The organism is Bacillus weihaiensis, assembly GCF_001889165.1.
Taxonomy (GTDB): domain Bacteria; phylum Bacillota; class Bacilli; order Bacillales; family Bacillaceae; genus Metabacillus; species Metabacillus weihaiensis.
This window is the reverse complement of sequence record NZ_CP016020.1, coordinates 121,663-145,485: the sequence shown is the minus strand read 5'-3', so window position 1 is coordinate 145,485 and position 23,823 is coordinate 121,663. Positions and strand designations below refer to the sequence as shown.

The 23,823-nt window shown below is 38.0% G+C and carries 17 protein-coding genes; 4 read left to right on the top strand and 13 right to left on the bottom strand.

Annotation, left to right across the window (positions count from 1 at the left end; genetic code table 11):
• The first annotated feature begins 191 nt into the window (after positions 1–191).
• Positions 192–1,172, top strand: coding sequence for a CobW family GTP-binding protein (locus tag A9C19_RS00655; protein ID WP_072578160.1), 981 nt, complete (start codon positions 192–194; stop codon positions 1,170–1,172).
• 264 nt (positions 1,173–1,436) lie between these two features.
• On the opposite strand, the gene A9C19_RS00650 is transcribed toward A9C19_RS00655, so the two are convergent.
• The 7 genes from A9C19_RS00650 to prfA form a co-directional block, all read right to left on the bottom strand.
• Positions 1,437–2,207 carry an alpha/beta hydrolase gene (locus tag A9C19_RS00650; RefSeq protein ID WP_072581682.1) on the bottom strand — a complete coding sequence of 257 codons (771 nt, stop codon included), beginning with the start codon at positions 2,205–2,207 and terminating at the stop codon, positions 1,437–1,439.
• Between the two features lie 73 nt (positions 2,208–2,280).
• Complete coding sequence (locus A9C19_RS00645) at positions 2,281–2,841, bottom strand: manganese efflux pump MntP (RefSeq protein WP_072578159.1); 561 nt, start codon at positions 2,839–2,841, stop codon at positions 2,281–2,283.
• A 64-nt stretch (positions 2,842–2,905) separates the two neighbouring features.
• Positions 2,906–3,955 (bottom strand): L-threonylcarbamoyladenylate synthase, encoded by a 1,050-nt coding sequence (locus tag A9C19_RS00640; RefSeq protein WP_072578158.1) that lies wholly within the window; start codon positions 3,953–3,955, stop codon positions 2,906–2,908.
• A gap of 158 nt (positions 3,956–4,113) precedes the next feature.
• Positions 4,114–4,557, bottom strand: coding sequence for a GNAT family N-acetyltransferase (locus A9C19_RS00635; RefSeq protein WP_072578157.1), 444 nt, complete (start codon positions 4,555–4,557; stop codon positions 4,114–4,116).
• 111 nt (positions 4,558–4,668) lie between these two features.
• Positions 4,669–5,334 carry a stage II sporulation protein R gene (spoIIR, locus tag A9C19_RS00630; RefSeq protein ID WP_072578156.1) on the bottom strand — a complete coding sequence of 222 codons (666 nt, stop codon included), beginning with the start codon at positions 5,332–5,334 and terminating at the stop codon, positions 4,669–4,671.
• Between the two features lie 237 nt (positions 5,335–5,571).
• A complete protein-coding gene (gene prmC / locus A9C19_RS00625; protein WP_072578155.1) occupies positions 5,572–6,450 on the bottom strand; it encodes a peptide chain release factor N(5)-glutamine methyltransferase in 879 nt (292 codons plus the stop codon).
• 6 nt (positions 6,451–6,456) lie between these two features.
• Positions 6,457–7,527 carry a peptide chain release factor 1 gene (gene prfA, locus A9C19_RS00620; protein ID WP_072578154.1) on the bottom strand — a complete coding sequence of 357 codons (1,071 nt, stop codon included), beginning with the start codon at positions 7,525–7,527 and terminating at the stop codon, positions 6,457–6,459.
• Positions 7,528–7,735: 208 nt separating this feature from the next.
• Here prfA and gloA2 point away from each other — a divergent pair, with 208 nt between their 5' ends.
• Complete coding sequence (gene gloA2 / locus A9C19_RS00615; protein ID WP_233499220.1) at positions 7,736–8,122, top strand: SMU1112c/YaeR family gloxylase I-like metalloprotein; 387 nt, start codon at positions 7,736–7,738, stop codon at positions 8,120–8,122.
• A gap of 201 nt (positions 8,123–8,323) precedes the next feature.
• Positions 8,324–8,815: a MerR family transcriptional regulator gene (locus A9C19_RS00610; protein WP_072578153.1), complete on the top strand. Its 492-nt coding sequence runs from the start codon at positions 8,324–8,326 to the stop codon at positions 8,813–8,815.
• A 49-nt stretch (positions 8,816–8,864) separates the two neighbouring features.
• Here the strand turns inward: A9C19_RS00610 and A9C19_RS00605 are convergent, their stop codons facing one another.
• Positions 8,865–9,305 carry a hypothetical protein gene (locus tag A9C19_RS00605; RefSeq protein WP_072578152.1) on the bottom strand — a complete coding sequence of 147 codons (441 nt, stop codon included), beginning with the start codon at positions 9,303–9,305 and terminating at the stop codon, positions 8,865–8,867.
• A gap of 350 nt (positions 9,306–9,655) precedes the next feature.
• Entirely contained in the window at positions 9,656–16,903 is a 7,248-nt protein-coding gene (locus A9C19_RS00600) for a lamin tail domain-containing metallophosphoesterase family protein (RefSeq protein WP_072578151.1), read from the bottom strand.
• A gap of 374 nt (positions 16,904–17,277) precedes the next feature.
• On the opposite strand from A9C19_RS00600, the gene A9C19_RS00595 reads away from it, so the two are divergent.
• Positions 17,278–18,381, top strand: a complete 1,104-nt coding sequence (locus A9C19_RS00595) for a HupE/UreJ family protein (protein ID WP_072578150.1) — start codon at positions 17,278–17,280, stop codon at positions 18,379–18,381.
• A 464-nt stretch (positions 18,382–18,845) separates the two neighbouring features.
• Here A9C19_RS00595 and A9C19_RS00590 read toward each other — a convergent pair whose 3' ends face one another.
• The 4 genes from A9C19_RS00590 to A9C19_RS00575 form a co-directional block, all read right to left on the bottom strand.
• Entirely contained in the window at positions 18,846–19,466 is a 621-nt protein-coding gene (locus A9C19_RS00590) for a thymidine kinase (protein ID WP_072578149.1), read from the bottom strand.
• Positions 19,467–19,718: 252 nt separating this feature from the next.
• The gene (gene rpmE, locus A9C19_RS00585) at positions 19,719–19,919 is read right to left on the bottom strand and encodes a 50S ribosomal protein L31 (protein ID WP_072578148.1); all 201 of its coding nucleotides are present in this window, start codon (positions 19,917–19,919) and stop codon (positions 19,719–19,721) included.
• 223 nt (positions 19,920–20,142) lie between these two features.
• Positions 20,143–21,414: a transcription termination factor Rho gene (gene rho / locus A9C19_RS00580; RefSeq protein WP_072578147.1), complete on the bottom strand. Its 1,272-nt coding sequence runs from the start codon at positions 21,412–21,414 to the stop codon at positions 20,143–20,145.
• Positions 21,415–21,939: 525 nt separating this feature from the next.
• Positions 21,940–23,229 carry a UDP-N-acetylglucosamine 1-carboxyvinyltransferase gene (locus A9C19_RS00575; RefSeq protein ID WP_072578146.1) on the bottom strand — a complete coding sequence of 430 codons (1,290 nt, stop codon included), beginning with the start codon at positions 23,227–23,229 and terminating at the stop codon, positions 21,940–21,942.
• Positions 23,230–23,823: the final 594 nt, after the last annotated feature.

The window sequence follows — 23,823 nt, the reverse complement described above, 5'->3', positions numbered from 1 at the left end:
TAATTCCTCCCTATTTCATATTTGCTACACCGTTATAATATTAAGTGGCGAATATTAAGGAATCTTTTCCCTTTTTTGTAGTTTGTGTAAATTTTTTGTAAATTTCGAATAAATACTTGTCGAATTACACATAAACCCTTTATAATCGTAATGATTCCTATTTAATTACGGTAAAGTCAGGAGGCTTTTTCATGTCAATCTCTGTTTATATCCTTAGCGGATTCTTGGGAAGTGGAAAAACAACTGTCCTAAAGAGAATAGTTGAAGAAAGCAAAAATCGTGGAAACAAACTTGGAATTATCTTAAATGAGCTCGGGGATACAAATGTAGAAAATCATTTATTTGAAAACGAACAGATGGTTGAACTCCTAAACGGTTGCATTTGTTGCTCGATACAGGATGATCTAAAAGCAACCCTACAACAGTTCGTAGAAAATCCAGTAGATGTTTTAGTAATAGAAGGAACTGGCGTTGCAAATCCAACTGAAATCGTTGAAGCCCTTGCGACACCAGCTTATATTGATACATTTTCAATACAATCAATTATTAGTTTAGTAGACGCTAGTCATTATCTTGAATACCAAAGTATCTTTTCAAGCTCTAAGGAAATCCGCACACTTTTAAAGGATCAAATCACTAGCGCCTCCCTTATTTTATTAAATAAAGCTGACTTAGTTTCCGACAGAAAACTCGACAAAATTACAGCACAAATTCGCAAGCAAGTGCCTCAAGGAATCTCAATATTACCTACTTCATACGGGAAAATTGATGGAGATGAGCTTTTGATGCAGAGGCTCAGAACAGTTGATTTATTAAACGAGGAAAAACAATCAACATGTGGCTGTTCTACAGATGATACATGTACTCATAATCATGTGAATCACGGTACCATTAATGCGGTCAAGCTTGTTGATTTACCTAAATTTGAAAGAAAAACATTTGAAAAGTGGCTTAGAAGCTTGCCAGAGGATGTATTTCGAGGGAAGGGAATTGTCCAATTTAAAGAGGATACTACCACCTACTCGTTTCAATACGCTTCCAGAAAGCTATTTTTAGAGGAAGTAACCACTGGTTCAAAGATGCAAAGCCCTATCATTATTTTAATTGGTCATGCAATTGATCAAGAGGCTGTAAAAACATCATACGAGATGACTTTTTTACAAAAAGTGTAAAAGAAGAGGTGTATCAAAGCACTTCTCAGGTTGTAGAGAAAAGGGCTTGGAATGGTCACATTCCGAACCCTTTTTCTCTGATTTGACTTGTTTTATTAAAAGGACACCCAGGATCGACTTTTTTGATCCTTTAACTGCACCCTCCCATTCCAGTTAGCTATCTTGCTTAGCCCGGAACCACTTTTACCTCAGGCCAAAATAAAAGACTGTAGGCGAGCCCGAATTTCACTCGAGTTTGTCTACAGTCTGAGAGGTGCACCTCTTTTATGAGCTATATAAATAGTTGAATATGGCTGGGATACGCTTTTTAAAATCTGCATACTGGTGTATCCCCTCATCAATGATAGGAAATTGATAATCTACTAGTTTCTCTTTCAAAATAGAAAACATACGTTGATTTGATTCTAAAAAGGCAGCGTTTATTCCTTCATTATCCTTCGCTTCTTTTGTACCACAGTCTAAGTACAGTTTTTCAATTCCGGATAAATCAGTACCCTTTAGAAACTCTTCGAATTTTTCTTGATTCCGATAAAAAGCAGTAGATATCCCAGCAACCTTTGGAAAAATATGCGGGTAAAGTCCTGCAGCGTAAACAGAAATAGCTCCGCCTAAGGAAATCCCCGCTATTGAGCTTTTCGTCTTTATTGTTCGATACTTGTTATCTATAAGAGGCTTTAGACTATTTACAAGAAACTCTACATAAGAGTGGCCTTTTCCACCTGTTGTTTCTGTTAGACCAAAAACCTCCCGACTCCACTCTCCATTTTCCCACGGACAATAGTGATGTAATCGCTCATCACTATTTACATCAATCGCAACAACAATGAGTTCAAACTCATTTTTATCTAAATAGGATTTTAGGTCTAACGATACACCTTGAAAGGCTTCGTGATCATGGAATACATTTTGTCCATCCTGAAAATAGAGAACCTCATAACGCTTCGTTGTCTCTTTTGTATAAGAAGATGGCAAGTAGATGGTTACATCTCTTTTTTCGTTAAATGCTGGGATATCAACAGTAATTTTTTCTAACATGGTTTCCCCTCTTTTCATACCCATTGAATAGATACTAAGAAGGAGAGGCGTGACCATCACCCTCTCCTTCTTGCTAAAATGGAAATAATAATTTAAGTCCAAACGCTAATAAAATACTTCCACCTAAAGCTTCACTATAGGAGCCCAACCAGGCTTGCACCTTCTTCCCAACAAGTAGACCAAGCCAAGTTAGGACCATACTTACTAAGCCAAAAATCGTAACAGTTAATAAGGTTTTCGTTCCATATATACCTAAGCTTAACCCTACAGAAAAACTATCAAGACTTACGCTAAGTGCAAACACAATGAGTCCAAATCCAACTGGTGTAATTAAAGGATCATCTCCTTTTTTAAAGGATGCAAAAATCATTTGCACACCCAATAAAATAAGGAGTCCTCCTCCTAATAGCGTAGCGATCGTACCAAATGTGTCACTTAGTAAACGGCCAATGAGCATTCCGACAAGTGGCATCCATATATGAAATACACCGATAGTCACACCAATGTAAAAAATTTGCCGCAGTCTTAATTTGATTAAGCCCATCCCAAGACCAACGGAAAATGCATCCATTCCTAGAGCTAATGCCATAATGATTAATGTAACAAGTTCTCCCAAAAGTGATTGAATATCCATGCTCCCCCTCCTCGGACACGCCTACATTAACCATATGCACGTCCAATTTTGGATAGAACACTTGTTATTTTTTTTGAGAAATGACTTGGTTTCCGGCCGCTTTTAGAAGTCGGTTCATAACCGCCTCACCGACTCCATCCTGTGGAAAACTTTCACTTAAGATAAGGTCTACATCTTCTTGATCAAAAGCGCGTAATACATCATATAAATCACGTGCCACTGTATGAAGATCACTTCGGCTTCCGCATTCAATTATTTTATTCGCCTTTAAAACTGTTTTTCCTTCTTTCGTTGCTAGCACACCTACTTTTCTTCCCTCTTGTTCGTGTTGTTTAATAACATCTTGAAAAAAAGCATCGTCTCCTTGTACCACAATAACAGGAGCATTTGGAGCATAGTGTGTATATTTCATTCCTGGGGACTTTGGTGCCTGCTCTTCATCCACAAGTGCCTTGTCAACTTCAACTTGCCCGATTACTGCCTCAAGCTGCTCCTTTGTAATACCGCCTGGTCTCAAAATTGTAGGAATATCCGATGTACAATCCACAACTGTTGATTCTACTCCTACTCCGGTTGATCCTCCATCCACTATTCCTGCGATTCTCCCATTAAGATCGTGGTAGACATGTGAAGCTTGAGTAGGGCTTGGTTTGCCAGAACGATTCGCACTAGGCGCAGCAATCGGTACTTCCGAACGGGAAATAATCTCCAAAGCCACTGGATGGTCAGGCATGCGAACAGCAACTGTATCAAGACCAGCTGTTACAAATGTGGATAGTGTTTTATCTTGTTTTTCCAACACTAATGTAAGGGGCCCCGGCCAAAAAGACTCGATTAATTTATACGCTGAATTAGGTATATGAGATACAATTTCCTCTAGTTTATCTACACTGGCAATATGGACAATGAGTGGATTATCACTAGGTCTTCCTTTTGCTTCAAATATTTTTTTTACTGCTACATCTGAACATGCATTTGCTCCTAATCCGTAAACTGTCTCTGTAGGAAAAGCAACAACCTCGTTTTCTTTTAGCAAAGCTGCTGCCTGTGATAAATGTGGATAACTCGTGGATAACTTATCCGAATTTTCCACAGTCCAAATTTTCGTCTTCATTCGTCATTATCTCCTTATTTTCCGACCGATTTTTCTACATTCCTCGGGATTTGTAGACATTTTGCTTCTTGAAAGTATAAAAGATGGGGAGAAAGAAAACAAGCCTTATCCACAATTTGTGGATAAGGTTGTCATAATTGTGGGTAACTTTGTGGATATTAGGCTGACTTTACCATGATTTTTACATGATCTTCTTCTAATGATCCACTTAGATGCTTTAATGTGAGTAACTCCTGTGGAATTGTTTGTTGATCCGTTTCCACAAACCCCATTAATTCTAAAAAATGCACAGATGCTTCACGATTTGTAACTAAATATAAGTCATGAATTCCTTTTTGTTCAGAAAGAGTTTGTATGCTTTGGAAAAGTGTGAGAATATGGGCTTGTTTTAGCTTGTCCGAAACAACTAAAGAACGTAATAACCCGTATTTCCCTACAGGTTCAACCCCAATGCATGCAACGACCTCTCGATCGCCGTTTTCCATTAGAACAAAACAGTCGTAGCTTTCTTCTAATCCAAGAGAGCTGACACCAGCCTTTTCTACAAACTCTACTAGTCTATTCACATCATTTATTTCTGCAACCTTTAATTGAAAGAACAATGACTCCACCTCATTTTTTTATCTTTACTACAACTCTATGAGATGAAATCTATTTCTATTCAAAAAAAGTGAAGATCTGTTTTACTTTTTCTAAGTGGTGCCAGGCATCACTTAAGAGAATAACCCTGTGAACCATTCTACTAAGAAAAACTTCACTTCTACTTCTTCTCCTTCTTCTTCCTCATCGATTACTAATGAAGCTGTTTCTTCGTTTGTTTTAGTCGTACTATTTCCCATTGTGTCTTGGTCTTCTTGACTCTCTGCTGCTTTTACTGCTTCTCCATTTGAGAAATCCAAGAAACATAGTGGAGGGAAAAGAACACACCACCAATTTGCACCCTTCGCTTCACCTAAACTAATCAAAATGGCTTCATACTCACCTGCTGGGTAAATAAAGTTGCCATACAGCTTTGTTGGAAAGCTCACATTGTCAAAATCAACTGAATAGGTTTGTTGCTTGTTTTCTTGGATTAACACTTCTTCAACAATCGCTTCAATCTCAGGTAATCTAGATTGAATAAGCTCACGTGCTGCTTCTACTGACGTTAATTCTGCCACCCATTTTGTGATTTCCTTATTAACCTCATCACGTACTTTTCTCTTTAATGCTTGATCTTCATCAGAATCACTATTTGCTAGAATTCGCAAACGAATGGCTTCATCCGGAATGACAACAGGCTCCTCTGCGTTCGTTACTAAAGGTGCCTTGTACACATTTGTAATAGCTCCTGCAAATAATAGAATGATATATAAAAGTGCTAACTGTTGTTTTTTCATAGATATCCTCTCCCGCTTCCCTTATTTCCTTGGTCTTGGTACCCATTATGGTCAGCGTAAGAGAATCCTAAACTATGAAATTTAAAATTTTTTAAAATAGATTTATAGTGGTGCCTGGCCCCCACCGCGTTAATGCTTTAATTAAGCGGGGGTCTGGCACCTAAAAAGAGTGCCTGTCCCCCAACACGTTAACACGCCACCGCACTGGGGGTCTGGCACCAAACTCACCAAACTCACCTAGTTTCTGCTATCCAACACACCGAACACCATTCGGTCTTTGCCATTTATGTCGTAGGCAATTTCAACCTCTGCTTCTGGAAAGGCTTGTTGAAGAAGATGTTTCACATCTTCTCCTTGACCTGCTCCGATCTCAAATGCAATAAGAGCGGTTGGGTTTACTACCTCTTTCATATCGGTAATAATCCTTCTATAGAAATCTAAGCCATCCTCTCCACCTGCTAGAGCACGAAGCGGTTCATAATCCTTTACAACGGTTGAGAGTGTTTCAATTTCCCAATCCGGAATGTAGGGTGGATTAGAGACTAAAATATCAATTTTACGTCCAGTAGCCACTTTCTGATAGGTAATAGGCTCTAGTAAATCTCCATGTAAAAATTCTACGTCCGCACCTAAGAGAGTCGCATTTTCGCGCGCGACCTCTATCGATTCAGCCGCAATGTCTACAGCACGTACAACAAAGCTATGGTTTTCTAGAGAGAGTGTAATCGCAATAGCTCCACTACCAGTACCAATATCGACAAGCTCTATTTGATCTTGCCCTTTAAATAAATCCCTTGCCCTCACAAGGATACCCTCAACAAGCTCCTCCGTCTCTGGTCGTGGGATAAGCACTTCTTTATTAACTTTGAAACGACGCCCGTAAAATTCTTCATATCCAATTAAGTGTTGAACGGGCACACCATCTACATGTGCCTTTACACTTTTTTCAAATGCTAAAATTTGCTCATCTGAGAGAACCATTCTCAAATTAGATAGTAATGTTGAACGCTCCATGTTTACCTGATGTCGTAAAAGGAGCTCTCCTGCATTTTCATCTCTTCCCGCTTCCTTTAAAAAAGAAGAAGCCCAATTTAGGGCTTCAAAAATGTACTTCATCTTCTCTTACTCTTCCGCAGCTTGAAGACGGCTTGATTGATCCTCTACAATTAGCGCATCAACCACTTCATCAAGCTTACCTTCTAAAATTTGATCTAGCTTTTGGATGGTTAATCCAATGCGGTGATCTGTTACACGATTTTGCGGGAAGTTATAGGTACGAATACGCTCAGAGCGGTCACCAGTACCTACTGCAAGCTTACGATTTTGGTCATATTCCGCTTGTGCCTCTTGTTGGAACTTATCATAAACACGAGCACGAAGGACCTTCATTGCTTTTTCTTTATTCTTGATTTGAGACTTTTCATCCTGACACGATACAACAGTTCCTGTCGGTAAATGCGTTAACCTTACAGCCGACATCGTCGTATTAACACTCTGTCCACCTGGTCCACTGGAAGCAAATGTATCCACACGAATATCCTTCTCATGGATCTCTACTTCTACTTCCTCCGCTTCAGGTAAAACCGCTACCGTTGCAGTGGATGTATGAATACGTCCACCTGATTCTGTTTCAGGTACACGCTGGACTCGGTGGGCACCGTTTTCAAATTTCAATTTAGAATAGGCGCCTTTTCCGTTAATCATAAAGATGATTTCTTTATATCCACCAGTACCGGTTGCATTTGCTTCCATTACTTCTGTTTTCCAGCCTTGAACTTCTGCAAAACGACTGTACATACGATACAAATTCGAAGCAAACAATGCCGCCTCTTCCCCACCAGCTGCTCCACGGATTTCCATAATAACGTTTTTGTCATCGTTAGGATCTTTTGGTACTAATAAAATTTTCAATCTTGCTGTTAATTCCTCTTCACGATCTTCTAACTCTGAAAGCTCTTCTTTTGCCATTTCACGCATTTCTGCATCAAGTTTTTCCTCAAGCATTGATTTTGTATCGGAGATTTGCTCACGAACTTCTTTATATTCTCGATACGCTTCAACTGTTTCTTGCAAATCTGATTGCTCTTTTGAATATTCACGCAGCTTTTTTGAATCACTAATAATATCTGGATCCATTAAAAGCTGATTAAGTTTTTCATAACGGTGTTCTACCGATTCTAAACGATCTAACATACATGTCACCTCTATTTTCATGCATAACGTTTTAATTATAGTATAGGTCACGTACCCCGTCAAAAGCAAATTGACATCAATTTATGGTCTATTTAAAGTAAAATGGAAGAAGATCAAAAACTATTTAAAGAATGGAAAAAAAGAAGTGTACAAGTACTATGATAATGTAGCCAGTGACTCCTACAAACAAGAAATGAGGTTATCTACATTGAAGATTATGAACATTCACCACGTGGCAATTATTTGCTCGAACTATGAAGTTTCAAAGCATTTTTACACCGACATTTTAGGTTTAAAAATTGTTTCAGAAGTGTATCGAAAAGAAAGGAATTCCTACAAACTCGATTTGATCGTTGATGATACATACCAAATTGAGCTTTTTTCATTCCCAGATCCACCTGAACGCCCTACTCATCCAGAGGCAGCTGGTCTAAGACATCTTGCCTTTCAAGTAGAAAATGTAGAAGCAGCTAAGCAGGAATTACAGGCTAAAGGGATAGAGGTAGAGGACGTTAGAGTCGATCCATTTACAGATAAGAAATTTACCTTCTTTCAGGATCCAGATGGGTTGCCATTAGAATTGTACGAAGCATAACGTATATCGACACTTCCAGGCAGAAAATGTAAAACACCCACTTTCTTTGCCGAATCCCTACTTGTTTTGTCTAACGTGAAGGGAACGAGCTTTTAAGGTCGAAAACGTACACATAGAGATTCTCATAATTGTTTCGTTTTGGATGATGTAAGAGCCTTAGCAGTTTGATTTTGTACTTTATACATTGGGGGAGGATGAAAGATGAGTACAGCAGCTGTCGCAAAGTTACTTGGTGTTTCACGGAGGACATTAATGAGATGGGTTAATCAACAAGACTTACAGTTAGAGAAGAATGAACAGGGACATTATCAATTTACACAAGAAGATATTGAGCAATTAAAACAAATTCAGCAAAAAACAGAGTCTATACAATCTACTAGCACTCGAAAGGGGTCAGTCCAACGCATGCCAGCCATCGACGCACATACATTAAATACAATAGAAGGAAAATTAGAGGAACTAGATCGCAAAGTGAGGAACAAGGCGGATGACGTCGTATCCTATCAGCTCCTTCAGCATCGAAGGGAAATGGACGAGCTTGTTTCCACTATCCAAAAACTCGAAAATAGAATTACTGAGCTTGAGACGAATCAAAAGCGTGATGTCAAAAAAGATCCACGGCTAGTCTACGATCAAAACAAGGCACCTAAAAACCGTAGAAAAAGCTTCATCAGTTCTCTATTTGGAGTGTAAAAGGTGCCAGTCCCCCGCTGCTTTAAAGCGGTGGGGGACTGGCACCTTTTTATTTCTCCTCAAGCTCTACATCAATTTCATATCTTGGTAGCGCCGTTATCATTTTTTTGTGAATGTCTTTTGTTCTTTGTTTCTCTTCCTCTTTTGTTAAGCTTTCGGTTGTAAAGACTTTCACATGTATTTGATTTCCATTTATAATGACTCGACCTAATGATAATTCAGGGTCGTTCATAATTGCTTCTTCTAGCTTATTTTGATCTGTCCCTAGGTCTGGTCTCGACTCTGTTAAATCAATAAAATTAGGGTTCTGATTGGTCACATATGGTTCGTCTTCTAGTTCTTGCTCATCATACGTTGCATGACCATCCTTCATTAACCTTAATCCGTTAACATCTTCCTCTTGAGGTTCATACCCTTCTCTTGCCTGTAATTGACAGCCCGACAACCATAAAGTAAGGAAAGAAAACATAAGGATAATTGCCTTATTCATGTTAACACCTCCTACTGGATATAGTGCCCATTTCTTTTTCGAAAATGCGAACTGGCTTTGAGGTTTAAGCTGTCGCTTTTAGGATCACTAAGATAGGGTTCTTTTCTGATGGATTGTTGCTAATCATAATTAGATCAGGAATAATTCTAAGAAAGAAAGGATGCGACTAGTCTTTATACAGTGCTGTTTTCTTCAAATAACTAAGTACGAAAAGAGCCAAATATAAAAGCACAAGCGCCTACACTAGACAGTAAACCTATATAGTAAATGTACTTTTTTCTTATCTACTAAAAAAAGGATCAGCTCTCCATCTGGAGCTGATCCTTTTCCATTATAGTGACTCGCTTGGCTTATTTTTTCTTCTCATAAAGACAAACATACCTGCCCCCTAGTAGGAAGAAACCTATACCTAACAATATGTTAGAAAACATATTTGTAGCTGTATCTGGTAGGTTATATCCACTTTCAGGTGATTTCACTTCAATTTCTTCAACTAATTCAGAGGAAGCTTGTTCAAATGAAGTAAACGTACTGAAATGATCTGTATTTGCCATTACTACTCCATTTTCAAATGATCCACCAATGGTTTCCCATTTCTTTGATGTCTCGTTGTAGTAGTAAACTTTTACTTTATCAGGATTCCCCACCTTTTTCGTAACAGTAAATGCAACGACCATATCCTCTTTAAATTGGTGATACACCTTGTTGTTTGCCATAATGGTGAAATCATAGACGGCACTAAGAGCTTCGTCTATATCCTTCATTCTTTCAATTCCCACAACTACATCACCATCTGGTAAGTTAGCTGCTGGTATTGTTAAACTCATATCTACATTTTTAATTATGAGAGTTAACTGCTTCAGTTTTATAATCTCGATTTGCTTCGCACTTAATTCAAGATCAATGATGTACTCCGATTTAAGATCTAGAATGAACTTTGTTCCCGCTTCTAGTCTCTCTAAATCCTCAGTATGAATTGTTGCTTTACCCTCTTTTATTTCTACTGCTATATTGACGCTCGGCTTACTAGGCTCATCTTCCAATTGATCTGTTCCTTCTCCTGGTTGGTCCGTTCCCTCACCTGGATTATCTGTTCCTTCTCCTGGCTGGTCTGTTCCCTCACCTGGATTATCTGTTCCTTCTCCTGGGTTATCTGTTCCCTCACCTGGATTATCTGTTCCTTCCCCTGGGTTATCTGTTCCTTCCCCTGGTTGGTCCGTTCCTTCTCCCGGATCAGTCGTTGCATCGTTTCCTTTTGTAAAGGTCCAGATATCAGATGAAGCTTTACCAGTAAAGCTATCTTCTGCTTGGGCGAACCACGAATAGGTTTCATTCTCAGTTAAACCCGTCCATGTCACTTCTGCAGTAGAACCACTTTTCACGCCTTCTTGTTGGCCAATGAGTTCATCTGTTTTCACACTTACTGCAAAGTAATCTGTTGCAACAGCTTTTTCATCCACTGATAGATCAAGATTAATAATCATCTCATCTTTACCAGGGAACTCTGATGGATCGTAATAATTATAATCATCCAAGTATGGTGAATACGTGTTAACTAAAATGCGATTGTTGTCTTGGTCAAAATGGAGAAGCTTTAAATAACCTTGTCCACCCTCAGGGCCACCTTGGTAGTCACCAAGCATTTGATACACTTCACGGTCAGCTACACCATCTCCATTGTCATCAACTTCACTTACTAATGTCTCAGAATCATGATAATGACCACTTAGTACAGCGATAACATTTGGATTTTGTTCAACGACTTTACTGTAAATTTTGTTTCCTAATGGACTTCTATTTCCCGAAACTAATAAATATTCATGGAAATTTAAGATTGCTTTACGATTCGGATATTGCTTCAGAATATGATTCATCCATTCTAGATCCTCATCTTCAACACCCCAGCCCATATACATCATGATAAAATCATTACCATTTGAAGAAATTAAATCATAGTGACCACGGTTATTTTTGTAGCTACCACCATAATAGGAATAGTTTTCAAAGCGGTCGGCACCAAAATATTTATAGAACTCCGTATAGTCGTTTAGTAATTGATCTACATCATGATTTCCTGCCAAAACACCGTATGGAACATTGTTATTGTCTAGAATACCCATATATTGATCGGCATATTTCCACTCTTGCTCTTGATCAAAATTGTCAACTAAGTCTCCGGTATGGAATACATACTTAATCTTCAACTCATCCTGCTTCTCTGCAATCCAGCTTGTTTGTCGTTCAAAAATATACGGATAGCTTTCTGAGTAATATTGTGTATCCGACATCCACACAAACGTGTAATCATACTCATCAGGAGTTTTTGGAATTTCATCTTGAACAATGACATTGATTTTTGAGTCTTTTACATATTCTTTAACAGAGATGGTTCCTGTTAAATCAAAGTCTGCTTTTCCTGCTATTTTATACGTAATAAGTGTCCATTTATTTGTGCTATGATTCCATGCATACATCGACACTTTTCTTCCTTCTAATGACTTACCGCTCCAGGAAAGTTCAATTTTGTCATGATCGTCGATAGTCGGCTCTACCTCAACATCAAAACGATGATAAGGAAATTGCTCGCTTGATTCCGTTGTGTAGTAGCTCCCATCCTTTTTCGACACTAATCCTCTTTCATCCAGTGAAAGTGGTACTTCCCCTTCAGGTACCATCGTTTGAGGTGGCTCCATATCGGTTGCATTTGTAAAGACCTTTACTTGATCGGTATTTGTCGCATCGTATTTATAGCCTTTATAATACGACACATTTAAATCATCGCCTGTTGGATCTGTTACTTTAACCTTTAAATTTGGGTCACCATCTACCGGCGTAGAACTACCGTCTGCTGGTGAAATAAGTTCAGGTTTGTCCGGATTTTCATTATTTACGGAAAACTCCTTTACAACGATCCTCTCATTTCCAACTTTATCAACCGCTGTAATCTTCACTTGATGGGCACCTGCTTCAAGTAGTGAGGATGCTGTTTGATAAGGAAGGGTAATTTGCTCGTCGTCTAGCATAACGGTTACCGATTGAATACCTGAGCCTTCGTCATAAACATCAGCATCTAGAACAAATTCCCCTTTAAAATCCGCACCATCCTCAAATAGTGTTTCAATTGTAGGTGCCGTGTTATCCACGTTAATTCCTACCGATTTTTCAGTTTTTGAATCTTGAACTTTTATAGTATGTTTACCATCTGCTACCTTTGTTGTATCCCAAGCAAATGTTTTCGCATTTGTATGATCTTTTGTAATCGTAAATGTGAAATCTTCAAACGGACGGAACGTACCATCGTCTCCCATATCAAACACTTGAGCTGGATTGCTCTTTGCCGGATCTCGCAATACCGTTCCATCAGCTAATATGAGACGAACATTACGTAAATTATAATCGTCACGATTTTCTTCATCTTCATCAATTTGGAAAGGAGATGCCTTGTTACCAGCACGAACGGTTAACACATTTTCTCCAAGCTTTAGCCTATCCGCCTCAATCGGTATCGTGAACGTTTTCCAGTGGGATAACCAATCTTTATCCATTAGGAATAAAATGTCCTCACCCATCGTGACAGCATTTTGGAAATACGTATTTAAGCCTGTCACTTCAATTGCTAAATAAGCTTCTGTTTCAAGGGAGGAATAGGTAGCATCTTTCACTTCCACTCCATCAACAAAGAGCTTCGTGTGAGTTGCAGAATCTGTACTAGATGTTCCTTTTAAGATCTTTTCACCTTTTACATATTCACCTTCTTCTACGTTTAAGCGAAGGTCCTCTTGATTTAAGCTATTTTGAATTGTAATTATATAGGTTTCACTCTTCACTTCATTCTGTCCATCAGAAACCGTAAAGAAATACTCTACCTTTTCTTTTCCAATTAAGTCTGACGCATAAATCATATTTTTGTATAAATGTGTGTCAGAATCTAGTGGTAATAACGTTTCTTTAAACGCTTCTTCTGAGCTTGTACGGTAGAATAAGCGAACTGTTTTGACTTCAATATCGTCCTTTGCCTCTACAGCAATTTCAATATCTTCCGTTTGCTTCACTTCTGAAACAGTTGTTTTATTGACGATAGTTGGTGCAATAGTATCCAATTCTACGTGAACCGGTTGTTTCGGCACCTGATAGGCCTCCACTTTACCCGGTGTAGCATCCATTTCATTTGCACTCACTTTAACAGATTGAGTTGTACCATCGACAGGGTATTTGTATAATATCCCTTTGTTCGGTGTCGTATCATCAACGTTTGCTACATCGTTGTAGTAAGAAACCGTAATTTCTTCCTTAGTATTTGAGGCAACTACTAGTCCTCTTGTACTTGCATTCGCCATACCATCACTATATATTCTGACGATGTCTTTATCTTCAATTAAGCTCGTCCCGTAATTCGCGTTAAAATCAGCTACTGTTTGTTCTGTATTTTGTCCATTAATGATCCAGAAAACAAGCGTTTTTTGCGCTGGAATTACCACATCATCTGGAACGGACGGCCAAACTACATCACTAGCTGGATCTGTACCATAGCGATATTGAAGCTTAAAATCTTTAAAGTTTACATCCTGGTCTGTATTGTTGTAAATCTCAATAAACTCATATCCATCAGCTGAACCAACATTTGTTGAATCAGGGACAATTTCTGTCACAAGAAAAGTTGGGACTTTACTATAATCAACCTCTTCTTTTACAACGGTAATCGTATATTCTTCTGTTTTAGATATGTTTTTACCATCAGAGGCTTCGATATAATACACAAGATCGTCTTCAACCTCTCCACCAGAAATTTCCGCTACATAGCTTCCTGCATCAGAACTCGCATTCATGGTAACTGCTGTAAAGCTCTCTGCTCCTTTTTTCTTGTAATGTAATGTTACAAATGGAACAGCCATGTTATCAGTTACGGTTACTTCAAATGAAATGGGTGAATAAGCATCTCCTTTGTTCACTGAAGAATGATCAATCACGGGCGCTTCTGTATCTTCTGGCATTTCTACAATCTCCACAGGCTTTGATGGTACTTGAACAAGTTCAATCCCACCTGGAGTAGGAGCAGCAAGGGTTTTGAATTTATCCATTTCCGTACCAGAAGCAGGGAAAATATACTGGATGACTGCACCTAAATTATCATTTTCATCACCTAAATAGCTTGCTGAAACAACCTCTTGATTCAGATGATCTTTAATAACAAGTGCACGATTCCCTGTATTTGCAAAGCCCGGGAAAACATCCTTAAATTCAACTACTTGCTCACTTGTTAAACTAGCAGAGAAATTCTCATTAAATTGATCTAACGTACGATCTCCATTATTAAACCAAAACACAAGAGTTTCTTGAGACTTAATTGTTGTCGCGGGAATGGTAAACATAACATCCGGTCTACTTCCGTCTGTATAACGATAAACAAATGAGTAGTTTGATAGAGATAGCTCCTGATTCGTATTATTGTATAGCTCAAAATACTCATAATAATCTGTTCCGCCACCAACTGAGTTTGGTGAAATTTCTGTTATAATTAGCTGCTGATCACTATATGTTTCTTCCGGTACGTGCACTTGAACCGTATATTCCTCTGTACTAGTACGATTCTTTCCATCCGTTGCTTCAAGATAATACGTAATAGGTGCTTGTACACTAGCAGATGGAATTTCCGCTTTAAAGCTTTTGTTGTCCTCTGTAGTCATTTTACTAGCTGTGAAGCTATTTTCCTCTACAGTTTTATAATAGAGAGTCACTTCAGGCTGAGGAACTATATTATCTATCACACTAGCAGTAATTTGAATCGGTGTAAGTTTATCCACATTTTTCACTGGTTCATGTGTAATCACGGGTGCTTCTGTGTCCTCTGGAATTTCCTCTACTTCCACCACTTTAGTAGGGACTTGAGCTTTATCAAGTGAACCAGGTGTTGGATCAGCTAATGTTTTGTATTTTTCCATGACAGAGCCTGTGGTAGAAAAAAGATAATGAATTCCTTTTCCTGTATTGTCATTTTCATCACCTAAGTAGCTAGCTGAAACAACTTCATTACCTGTATGGTCCATAATTAATAACGCGCGATTTCCACCATTTGAAAAACCAGGGAAAGTATCCTTAAATTCAACAACCTGCTCACTTACTAAATTCGTACCAAAATGAGTGTTGAAATCCTGAAGGCTTAAATCCTGGGAATTAAACCAGAATACGATGGTTTCCTTTGGTCCTATCACCTTTATAGGGAGGGAAAACTCCTTATCCTCATAACTTCCGTCTGTATAGTGATAGACAAATGAATAGTTTGATAGAGATAAAGGTTGATTTGTATTATTATATAGCTCAAAAAACTCATAGTTATCAGTACCTGCAGAGTTAGGAGAAATTTCAGTTATCAATAGTTTCTGATCACTATATGTCTCTTCTGGCTCATCGACTAAGAGTGTATACTCCTCTGTTTTCCACTTATTCGTTCCATCAGAGGCTTCAATATAATACTTCATGGTTGATTGTACGTTAGACTCCGAAATGGTCGCTTGATAGCTTGTCCAATCGTCAGAGCTCACAATCATTGATACCGATGTATATTCTTCATCATGAGCTTTTTTGTAATATAGCGTAGCTTGAGGAACTGCTGCACGATCATCAGAAATGCTCGCTTGAATGGTGACGGCTTTACCTGGATCACTCTCAAGCACGGGCTCATGTGTAATGCTTGGATGCTCTTGGTCAGCAGGGATAGCTCCTAATTCAACAGGCTTGGAAGGAACTTGTTCCAACTCAATTTCCCCTGGTGTAGGATCTGCTTTTACTTCAAGCTTTTTCATAGCAGATTGACCATTCGCATACTGATATTGAACAACCTTTCCTTCATTTGACGTTTCATTTGGCAAATATGTAGCTGAAACGATTTCATTACCTTGCTTATCCTTTAAAACAGCTGCACGATTCCCACTGTTCGAAAAGCCCGGGAATACATCCTTAAATTCAATTACTTGATTACGTGTAAGATTCGTACCAAAATGTTGATTAAATTCACTAAGTGATAAATTATTGCTGTTGTGCCAAAAAACAAGAGTTTCTTGTGATTCAATTGTTACCTGTGGTACTTGGAATGTTATGTCTTTTTTCGTATCTGTATAACGATAGATAAAGGCATAATCTGTTAATGATAGCGATTGATTTGTATTATTATAGACTTCGAAAAACTCAAAGTAATCAGATCCTTTAGAATCTGGAGAGATTTCTGTAATAAGTAGAGCAGAATTTTTCTGATCGTCCTCTTCCGTTACTTCTTCGTTTGTTTGTGTTTGTGGGACAGGATCTTCTTCTCCTTCTTCTGTTTGTGGGGCTTCTTGACTGTCTTGCTGTTGTTGTGGCTCATTTTGTTCTAGTATCGTTTGCTCTTCTTGCATATCTTCTTGTGTGTCCCCCGGAGAATTTGTTGTTTCATCCGGCTTAGTATCTACTTCTTCTTCAGTATTTGTCATTTCTTCTGGAGTGTTGATTTCTACTGCTTGCACCTTCTTCACAGAAAAAACAGGCAGAAGGTTTGCTAGAACAATCGTTACCATACAAACATATAGAAACAACTTCTTCATCTTCTGTTTCATGCCTTTTTTCATGGAATCCTCCTTTAAAATTTTCTATAATCATGTCAATCCTAATCGAAAGATGTAAAAAGAAGTTTAATTCTGTGTAAAGGTTTTTAAAGATTTCTGATAATTGTAAAGGTTAACATTTTGAACGTTCGGATATTCAGTCGATGCTTATAATAAACCGTTGGATAATTTTGTGTGATTCCATAGACGTTTACTTGTTAAAAACGAAGGTATAATAAAACCCGAAAGTCCCCAAACATTATAATAGAATACTATTCATCCATTTACATTTATTCATATTTCTTTACATTAAGAACATCTACTATTAACACTAGTTTAATAGAATGATGAATAGCGACAATATTTGTAGAATTTACTCGCATGAAAGGGGACAACATATGTTACATCTTACGAATAGAGACTTTCTAAAATCATGGCTAGTATTCCTATTAGTACTCGTTATTTTCTCTCCAGAAAAGACACAAGCTCACTCTGGTTCAACAGGGTATTCGGAAGTAAATATAGAAGGTCAGGAAATGGTCTATGATTTATACTTATTAGCAGATCTTGTCGGAGGTCTATTGTTGATTGATGAAAATCAGGATGGCTATATGAAGGAAAATGAAATAAAGGGTGCAAGAAAAGACATCGAAAAGCTCATTTTAGAACAAGTTCATGTCGAACTAAATCATGTCGAGCAAATACCTACTATTAAAAATATTGAACTTACTAAGCGTTGGAATCATGACATGTTTCACATTGAGCTAGAGTACCCTCAAATAAGTTCTATTTCATCCTATAAAATAGACTATAACCTCTTTTTCAACGAGGTTGATCCGAAACACCAAAATTTTGCTACAGTCGTGTTCAATAATGTAAGTAATGAATATGTGCTAGATGCCTCAACTCATATCATTGAATACAAAAATGCAACAAACAGAGATTTATCAGACATATCTGCAAAATCAGTAGGATTTGGTGATTATTTGATGTTAGGGATGAAGCATATATGGTCAGGCATAGATCATCTTTTGTTTATTTTGGCACTTATTCTTGCGAGAGCTACTACAAAGGATTACATAAAAATCATAACTGCCTTTACAGTTGGCCATAGTATCACACTATGTCTAGCAGCATTAGAAATTCTTTCCATCCCATCTACTATTATTGAACCATTGATTGCTTTAAGTATTGTCTATATTGCTTTTGAGAACTTTAGAAAAGAAAAGACGAAGTGGAGATGGCTCGTTGCTTTGGGATTTGGTCTTATCCATGGCTTTGGCTTCGCCGAGGTTTTAAGAGGAACATTAGATGAAAACTTTGTCCTCCCCCTTCTTTCTTTTAATTTGGGAGTTGAGGTTGGCCAGCTTGCCGTGTTACTTGCTCTTATTCCACTTATGAAATATGTAAGTAACACTACACACTATATGAAAATGGTGTATAGCACCTCAGGTATAATTAGCTTACTTGGACTATTTTGGTTCTTTGAACGAGTCTTGTGAGAATGTGAGTCTGGCTGACTGGCTGGCTACTTTCAGTTTTGTGGATTTATTTTTGAAATTGGATCAATTTCATCAGTGCTTATTTTTAAAAAACACAGAGCTAATTTCTTAAAAATGAGACTATTAATTAAGTGTCCGGTCTGGTTGAATTTCGCTCCAGTTGCTCGCTTTTTAGCGGGATGGGCGTTTAAGCCTCCTTGGCGTAAACGCCTGTGGGGTCTCACTCGCACTTTTGCTCCATTCTACCATTTGAGAGCCTCGAGCTGGGACAGTATAGCGGCGTAAAGTCTTGTGACCATTTGACTGAGATCTATGAAATCGACTCAATTACCAGCTTTATTTTCGCTTTCGCATGATTTATTAACGAAATATCTTGTTTTATTTATTTTTCGACATAATCCAAATCAGACACGGCTTCTATAGCAAAAAACCTATGTCCTCAGTCGACATAGGTTTCTTTTTATTTAAGAATTAGCTGTACTATTCTCTTTATTCAGCTGAATAACAGGCGTTCCCGGTACCTCATGATGGTGTCTACATCTTGGTTCGTAGGACTCTGAAGCTCCTACTAATATGATAGGATCATCATAAGATGCAGGCTTTCCATTAATAAGACGTTGAGTACGACTTGCTGGTGAACCACATACGGAACACACCGCCTGTAGTTTTGTAACAGATTCTGCAATAGCCATCAACTTAGGGACAACACTAAAAGGCTCTCCACGGAAATCTTGATCTAGACCAGCTGCAATCACACGGTATCCTTGATTTGCCAAAAGTGACAGGATGTCCACAATTTTCTCATCAAAGAATTGAACTTCATCGACCGCAATAACATCTGTTTTTTCTGAAATGTATTCTAATATGTCTGTGGAGGAAGCAACCGGCTTACAGATGATCGCTGTTCCATTGTGGGATACGACCTCTTCTTCACTATATCGATTATCAATCGCAGGCTTGAACACCTTCACTTCCTGCTTTGCAAATTGTGAACGACGAACTCTGCGAATGAGCTCCTCTGATTTACCAGAGAACATACTTCCGCAAATAACCTCAAGCCACCCACTTTGTTTCATTACATACATCTAACGGTCTCTCCCTTCGTTTTTCGTAGTTCCGAGTCGATAGACCATACCTATCTGGTACATTTATCTTTCTATCTCAACATGCCGAACGCATGGATTCCATGATTTATTGAGTATATTTATTTAATAAGGAAACCTACCAATATATGTAGGATTGCCAACTTTTTAATGAAAAAGACCAAAAGTTGGCGTGAAAAAACAGGCAAGCGCAGTTTCGTCTTGCCTGTTTGTAAAAAAACGTGTTTATGACAATTATTTAATGCCGTATTTTTTGTTAAATTTATCTACACGTCCACCTGCATCCGCAAATTTTTGACGTCCTGTGTAGAATGGATGGCACTCAGAACAAACCTCAACACGGATCTCTTTATTCGTAGTTCCAGTTTCGAATTCGTTACCGCAAGCACATTTCACCATAACCTTATTAAAGTTTGGATGAATTCCTGATTTCATTCTTTTCATCTCCTTCCGCCCTGAATCATTCGAGACAGAGTTATATATCTAGTATGACTCGTCCGATTGACAAATCATATCTAGAAAAGCACATGATGAAATTATAACAAGTGCTAAGTTTTATTGCAAGCTGAACTTCAGTTACTTTAGAAGAAAATCTTGGATAATCACTAATTCCTCTTGGTCTAAGCCTTATTCTTCTATTTCACGTTCAGTCCCTCTTTTAGCGATTTCGTGCAGCTTTCATTTCAGCGTCTAGGTTGCTAAAGAATTCTTCATTTGATTTAGACTGACGTAATTTTCTAAAGAATTTTTCAACAAAGTCAGGTGTATCCGTCATAGATTTACGAATTGCCCATAGTTTCTCTAAATGATCTTTCGGAATTAACAGCTCTTCTTTACGTGTTCCTGAACGACGAATATCAATTGCAGGGAAGATACGTTTTTCAGCTAGTGATCGGTCTAGATGAAGCTCCATGTTACCTGTTCCTTTGAATTCCTCATATATAACATCGTCCATACGAGAGCCAGTATCAACCAATGCAGTCGCAAGGATTGTTAAGCTACCACCCTCTTCAATGTTACGAGCCGCACCGAAGAATCGTTTTGGACGGTGGAAAGCAGCTGGATCAATACCACCTGATAACGTACGACCACTTGGCGGAATGACTAAGTTATACGCACGAGCTAAACGTGTAATACTATCCATTAAGATAATAACATCTTTCTTATGCTCTACAAGGCGCATTGCACGTTCAAGAACAAGCTCTGCTACTTTAATATGATTTTCTGGTACCTCATCAAAAGTAGAGCTTACAACGTCACCAGCGACAGAACGTTCAATATCCGTCACTTCCTCAGGTCTTTCATCAATAAGTAGGACGATTAATTCAGCTTCTGGATTATTTGTTGTGATGCTGTTTGCAATTTCCTTTAACAGCATGGTTTTTCCTGCTTTCGGTGGCGCAACAATCAGACCACGCTGACCAAATCCAACAGGTGCTATTAAATCCATAATTCTAGTGGACAAATTATTTGATTGTGTTTCTAAAAAGATTTGTCTATCTGGATAAAGTGGAGTTAATGCTGGGAAGTGTACACGTTCTTTAGCTGTTTCTGGATCTTCTCCATTTACAGCTTCAACATGAAGCAAACCATAGTAACGTTCATTTTCCTTTGGTGGGCGTACCTTACCAGAAACTTTATCCCCATTACGTAAATCAAAACGACGAATTTGGGATGCTGAGATATAGATATCTTCAGAGCTTGGAGAATAGTTAATTGGTCTTAAGAAACCAAAGCCTTCTGACTGAATGATTTCTAGTACACCTTCCATGAACAATAAATCCTCTTGTTCGGCATTCGCTTTTAAGATCGCGAAAATTAATTCTTTTTTTGTTAGCTTGCTATAATAAGAAACCTTGTATTGACGTGCAAGCTCATAAAGTTCTTTCAATTTCAAATGCTCTAATGAAGAAATTGAAACCTGACTCATAAAAACACCACTCTTTTTTTTTTTCAATTTTAGAATAAGTAATTTCCTGTCTATCGACTTCACATATGAGAAAATGTCTAGTTGGCACATGTTGAAGATAAACTCTTACGCTTGATCTAATGAAGAGTAAACTAGTCCTTTAGGATAGAGAAGGAAAATGAAGGTGAGCTTGAAGTAGTTTTTGTAGATATTCGTTCAATGCAGCACTCTTTATTTTTACCCTATTTCACATATTTAATCAATCTTTTTTGGAAAATTAGTAGAAGTTTGAGGTTATTACTGAAGGAATTTCATTCATTTTGTTTGCGTTATCAATTCTACTGTACTATTTTTTTGATAACAACAAAATCATGTGTTAACATTCATAACCTCTTAAGGAAAGTAGTGAAACATTTCGACCATCCAAAGATTACCCCAGCCTCTCATTTAACAAAGGAAATTGAGGCTGGTGGCAAATTCATAAATGACCAAGTAGAGGCTCTACCGGTCTTCTTCCGGTCATTTAAACCTTTCTATATTACGTGCTTAAGAGCTTTGAAGTTGCTCTATTTCTTTTTCTGTCATTTTCTCGCGCCAAATTGTCGCTCCCAAGCCTGTTAGTTTTTCTTCTAATTGACTATAGCCACGATCAATATGTTCTAAACCTGTTATTTCTGTAACACCCTCTGCCATTAAGCCTGCACACACCAAAGCAGCACCTGCACGTAAATCACTTGCCTTTACCTTCGCACCCTGCAGTGTCGTCGGACCTGTAACAATTGCAGATCTGCCTTCGACTTTGATGGTTGCACCCATTCTACGAAGTTCATCAATATGTTTAAAACGCGCAGAATAGATTGTATCTGTTACAACACTCGTTCCTGTTGCTTTCGTTAGGAAAGAAGTAAAAGGTTGTTGAAGATCTGTAGGAAAACCTGGGTATACTAGTGTTTTAATATCTACCGCTTTTAGTTCCTTTTGGCCACCTACAAGTAAGATTTGATCATTACTTGTTTCAATGTGCATGCCCATCTCTCTTAGCTTAGCAATAAGAGATTCAAGATGAAGAGGAATAACATTATCAATCATAACCTCTCTCCCCATCGCAGCACCAATGATCATATAAGTACCCGCTTCAATACGATCAGGAATAATAGAGTGACGGCAGCCATGCAGCTCTTCTACTCCGTCAATTCTAATCACATCTGTACCAGCACCTTTAATTTTCGCACCCATACTAGATAGCAATGTAGCAACATCGATAATTTCAGGCTCTTTTGCTGCATTTTCAATAATAGTACGACCTTTCGCTAACACAGCAGCAAGCATAATATTAATTGTCGCACCAACACTCACAACATCTAAATAAATACGTGCACCCTTTAACTCATCAGCTCTTAAATAGATTGCACCTTGTTCATTTGTTACTTTTGCACCGAGGGCTTCAAATCCTTTAATATGCTGATCGATAGGTCGTGGTCCAAGGTGACATCCACCAGGAAGTCCAATCACTGCTTTTTTAAATCGACCTAGCATCGCCCCCATTAAATAATAAGAGGCTCTTAGCTTCTTCACCTTACCATTTGGTAATGGCATAGAAATCATTTCAGATGGATCGACAACCATCTCGTTGTTTGTCAGTTCAACTTTACCACCAATTTCTTCGAGCAAATCACCTAATATATTTACATCAGATATGTTTGGTAATCCTTCAATTGTAACAGGAGATTTAGCCAATATTGTTGCAGGAATAAGTGCTACTGCACTGTTTTTCGCTCCACTTATTGATACAGTACCCTGTAATAAATCTCCACCAGCTATTTTTAACTTTTCCATGGTCGTCTCCCTTCTAATGAAGTTGACTTTACGGAAAGAACATGGGGTGAGGAGTGCGGATATTTCGCAGATGATCTGTACTTGGTTCATACGAAACACGCTTCTAATCTGAGCCATCATGTTTTCCGAAAAAAAACATTTCTTTGTCAACAAATAGTGTAAATGTAGATTAGAAATCAAACGAGCTATTTATTTCTTTTATTTCCTTTAATGCAAGAGGAAATACATATCTTTAGAAGATATTATTTCTTTTTACGCTCAACGCTAAAAAGAATAGTTTCTTAATAAAGTCTTTTTCCTATAGATTGTTGCTTCCTTAAAAAATCCAATTGTCGGATTTTCCCCTTTGGTACAAGGTTCTTCTATTTGATTAGGAAGAGATTCCTTTCTTCTTGCCTACCAAAAAAATATCATGTGGATAATGACTTTGTTTTTTGAAGCTTTTATTAGGATAGCAAACGTTCGAAAAGAGTCTTCGTTTACTTCACGTTCGATAAAGACTCTAAGCAAACACTTTACCAGATAGTAGAAGACTATCCATTGGTATCTCTGCTTGATTGTCTAGTTATTTCAATAAAAACAACTTGTCTATAT

Bases quoted from the DNA above. Each gene is read 5' to 3' on its own strand.
- A9C19_RS00595 (WP_072578150.1), top strand. From the start codon at position 17,278: ATGTTACATCTTACGAATAGAGACTTTCTAAAATCATGGCTAGTATTC.
- A9C19_RS00640 (WP_072578158.1), bottom strand. From the start codon at position 3,955: ATGAAGACGAAAATTTGGACTGTGGAAAATTCGGATAAGTTATCCACG.
- A9C19_RS00645 (WP_072578159.1), bottom strand. From the start codon at position 2,841: ATGGATATTCAATCACTTTTGGGAGAACTTGTTACATTAATCATTATG.
- A9C19_RS00590 (WP_072578149.1), bottom strand. From the start codon at position 19,466: ATGTATGTAATGAAACAAAGTGGGTGGCTTGAGGTTATTTGCGGAAGT.
- spoIIR (WP_072578156.1), bottom strand. From the start codon at position 5,334: ATGAAAAAACAACAGTTAGCACTTTTATATATCATTCTATTATTTGCA.
- rho (WP_072578147.1), bottom strand. From the start codon at position 21,414: ATGAGTCAGGTTTCAATTTCTTCATTAGAGCATTTGAAATTGAAAGAA.
- A9C19_RS00655 (WP_072578160.1), top strand. From the start codon at position 192: ATGTCAATCTCTGTTTATATCCTTAGCGGATTCTTGGGAAGTGGAAAA.
- A9C19_RS00600 (WP_072578151.1), bottom strand. From the start codon at position 16,903: ATGAAAAAAGGCATGAAACAGAAGATGAAGAAGTTGTTTCTATATGTT.
- prfA (WP_072578154.1), bottom strand. From the start codon at position 7,527: ATGTTAGATCGTTTAGAATCGGTAGAACACCGTTATGAAAAACTTAAT.
- A9C19_RS00605 (WP_072578152.1), bottom strand. From the start codon at position 9,305: ATGAATAAGGCAATTATCCTTATGTTTTCTTTCCTTACTTTATGGTTG.
- A9C19_RS00650 (WP_072581682.1), bottom strand. From the start codon at position 2,207: ATGTTAGAAAAAATTACTGTTGATATCCCAGCATTTAACGAAAAAAGA.
- A9C19_RS00575 (WP_072578146.1), bottom strand. From the start codon at position 23,229: ATGGAAAAGTTAAAAATAGCTGGTGGAGATTTATTACAGGGTACTGTA.
- prmC (WP_072578155.1), bottom strand. From the start codon at position 6,450: ATGAAGTACATTTTTGAAGCCCTAAATTGGGCTTCTTCTTTTTTAAAG.
- rpmE (WP_072578148.1), bottom strand. From the start codon at position 19,919: ATGAAATCAGGAATTCATCCAAACTTTAATAAGGTTATGGTGAAATGT.
- A9C19_RS00610 (WP_072578153.1), top strand. From the start codon at position 8,324: ATGAGTACAGCAGCTGTCGCAAAGTTACTTGGTGTTTCACGGAGGACA.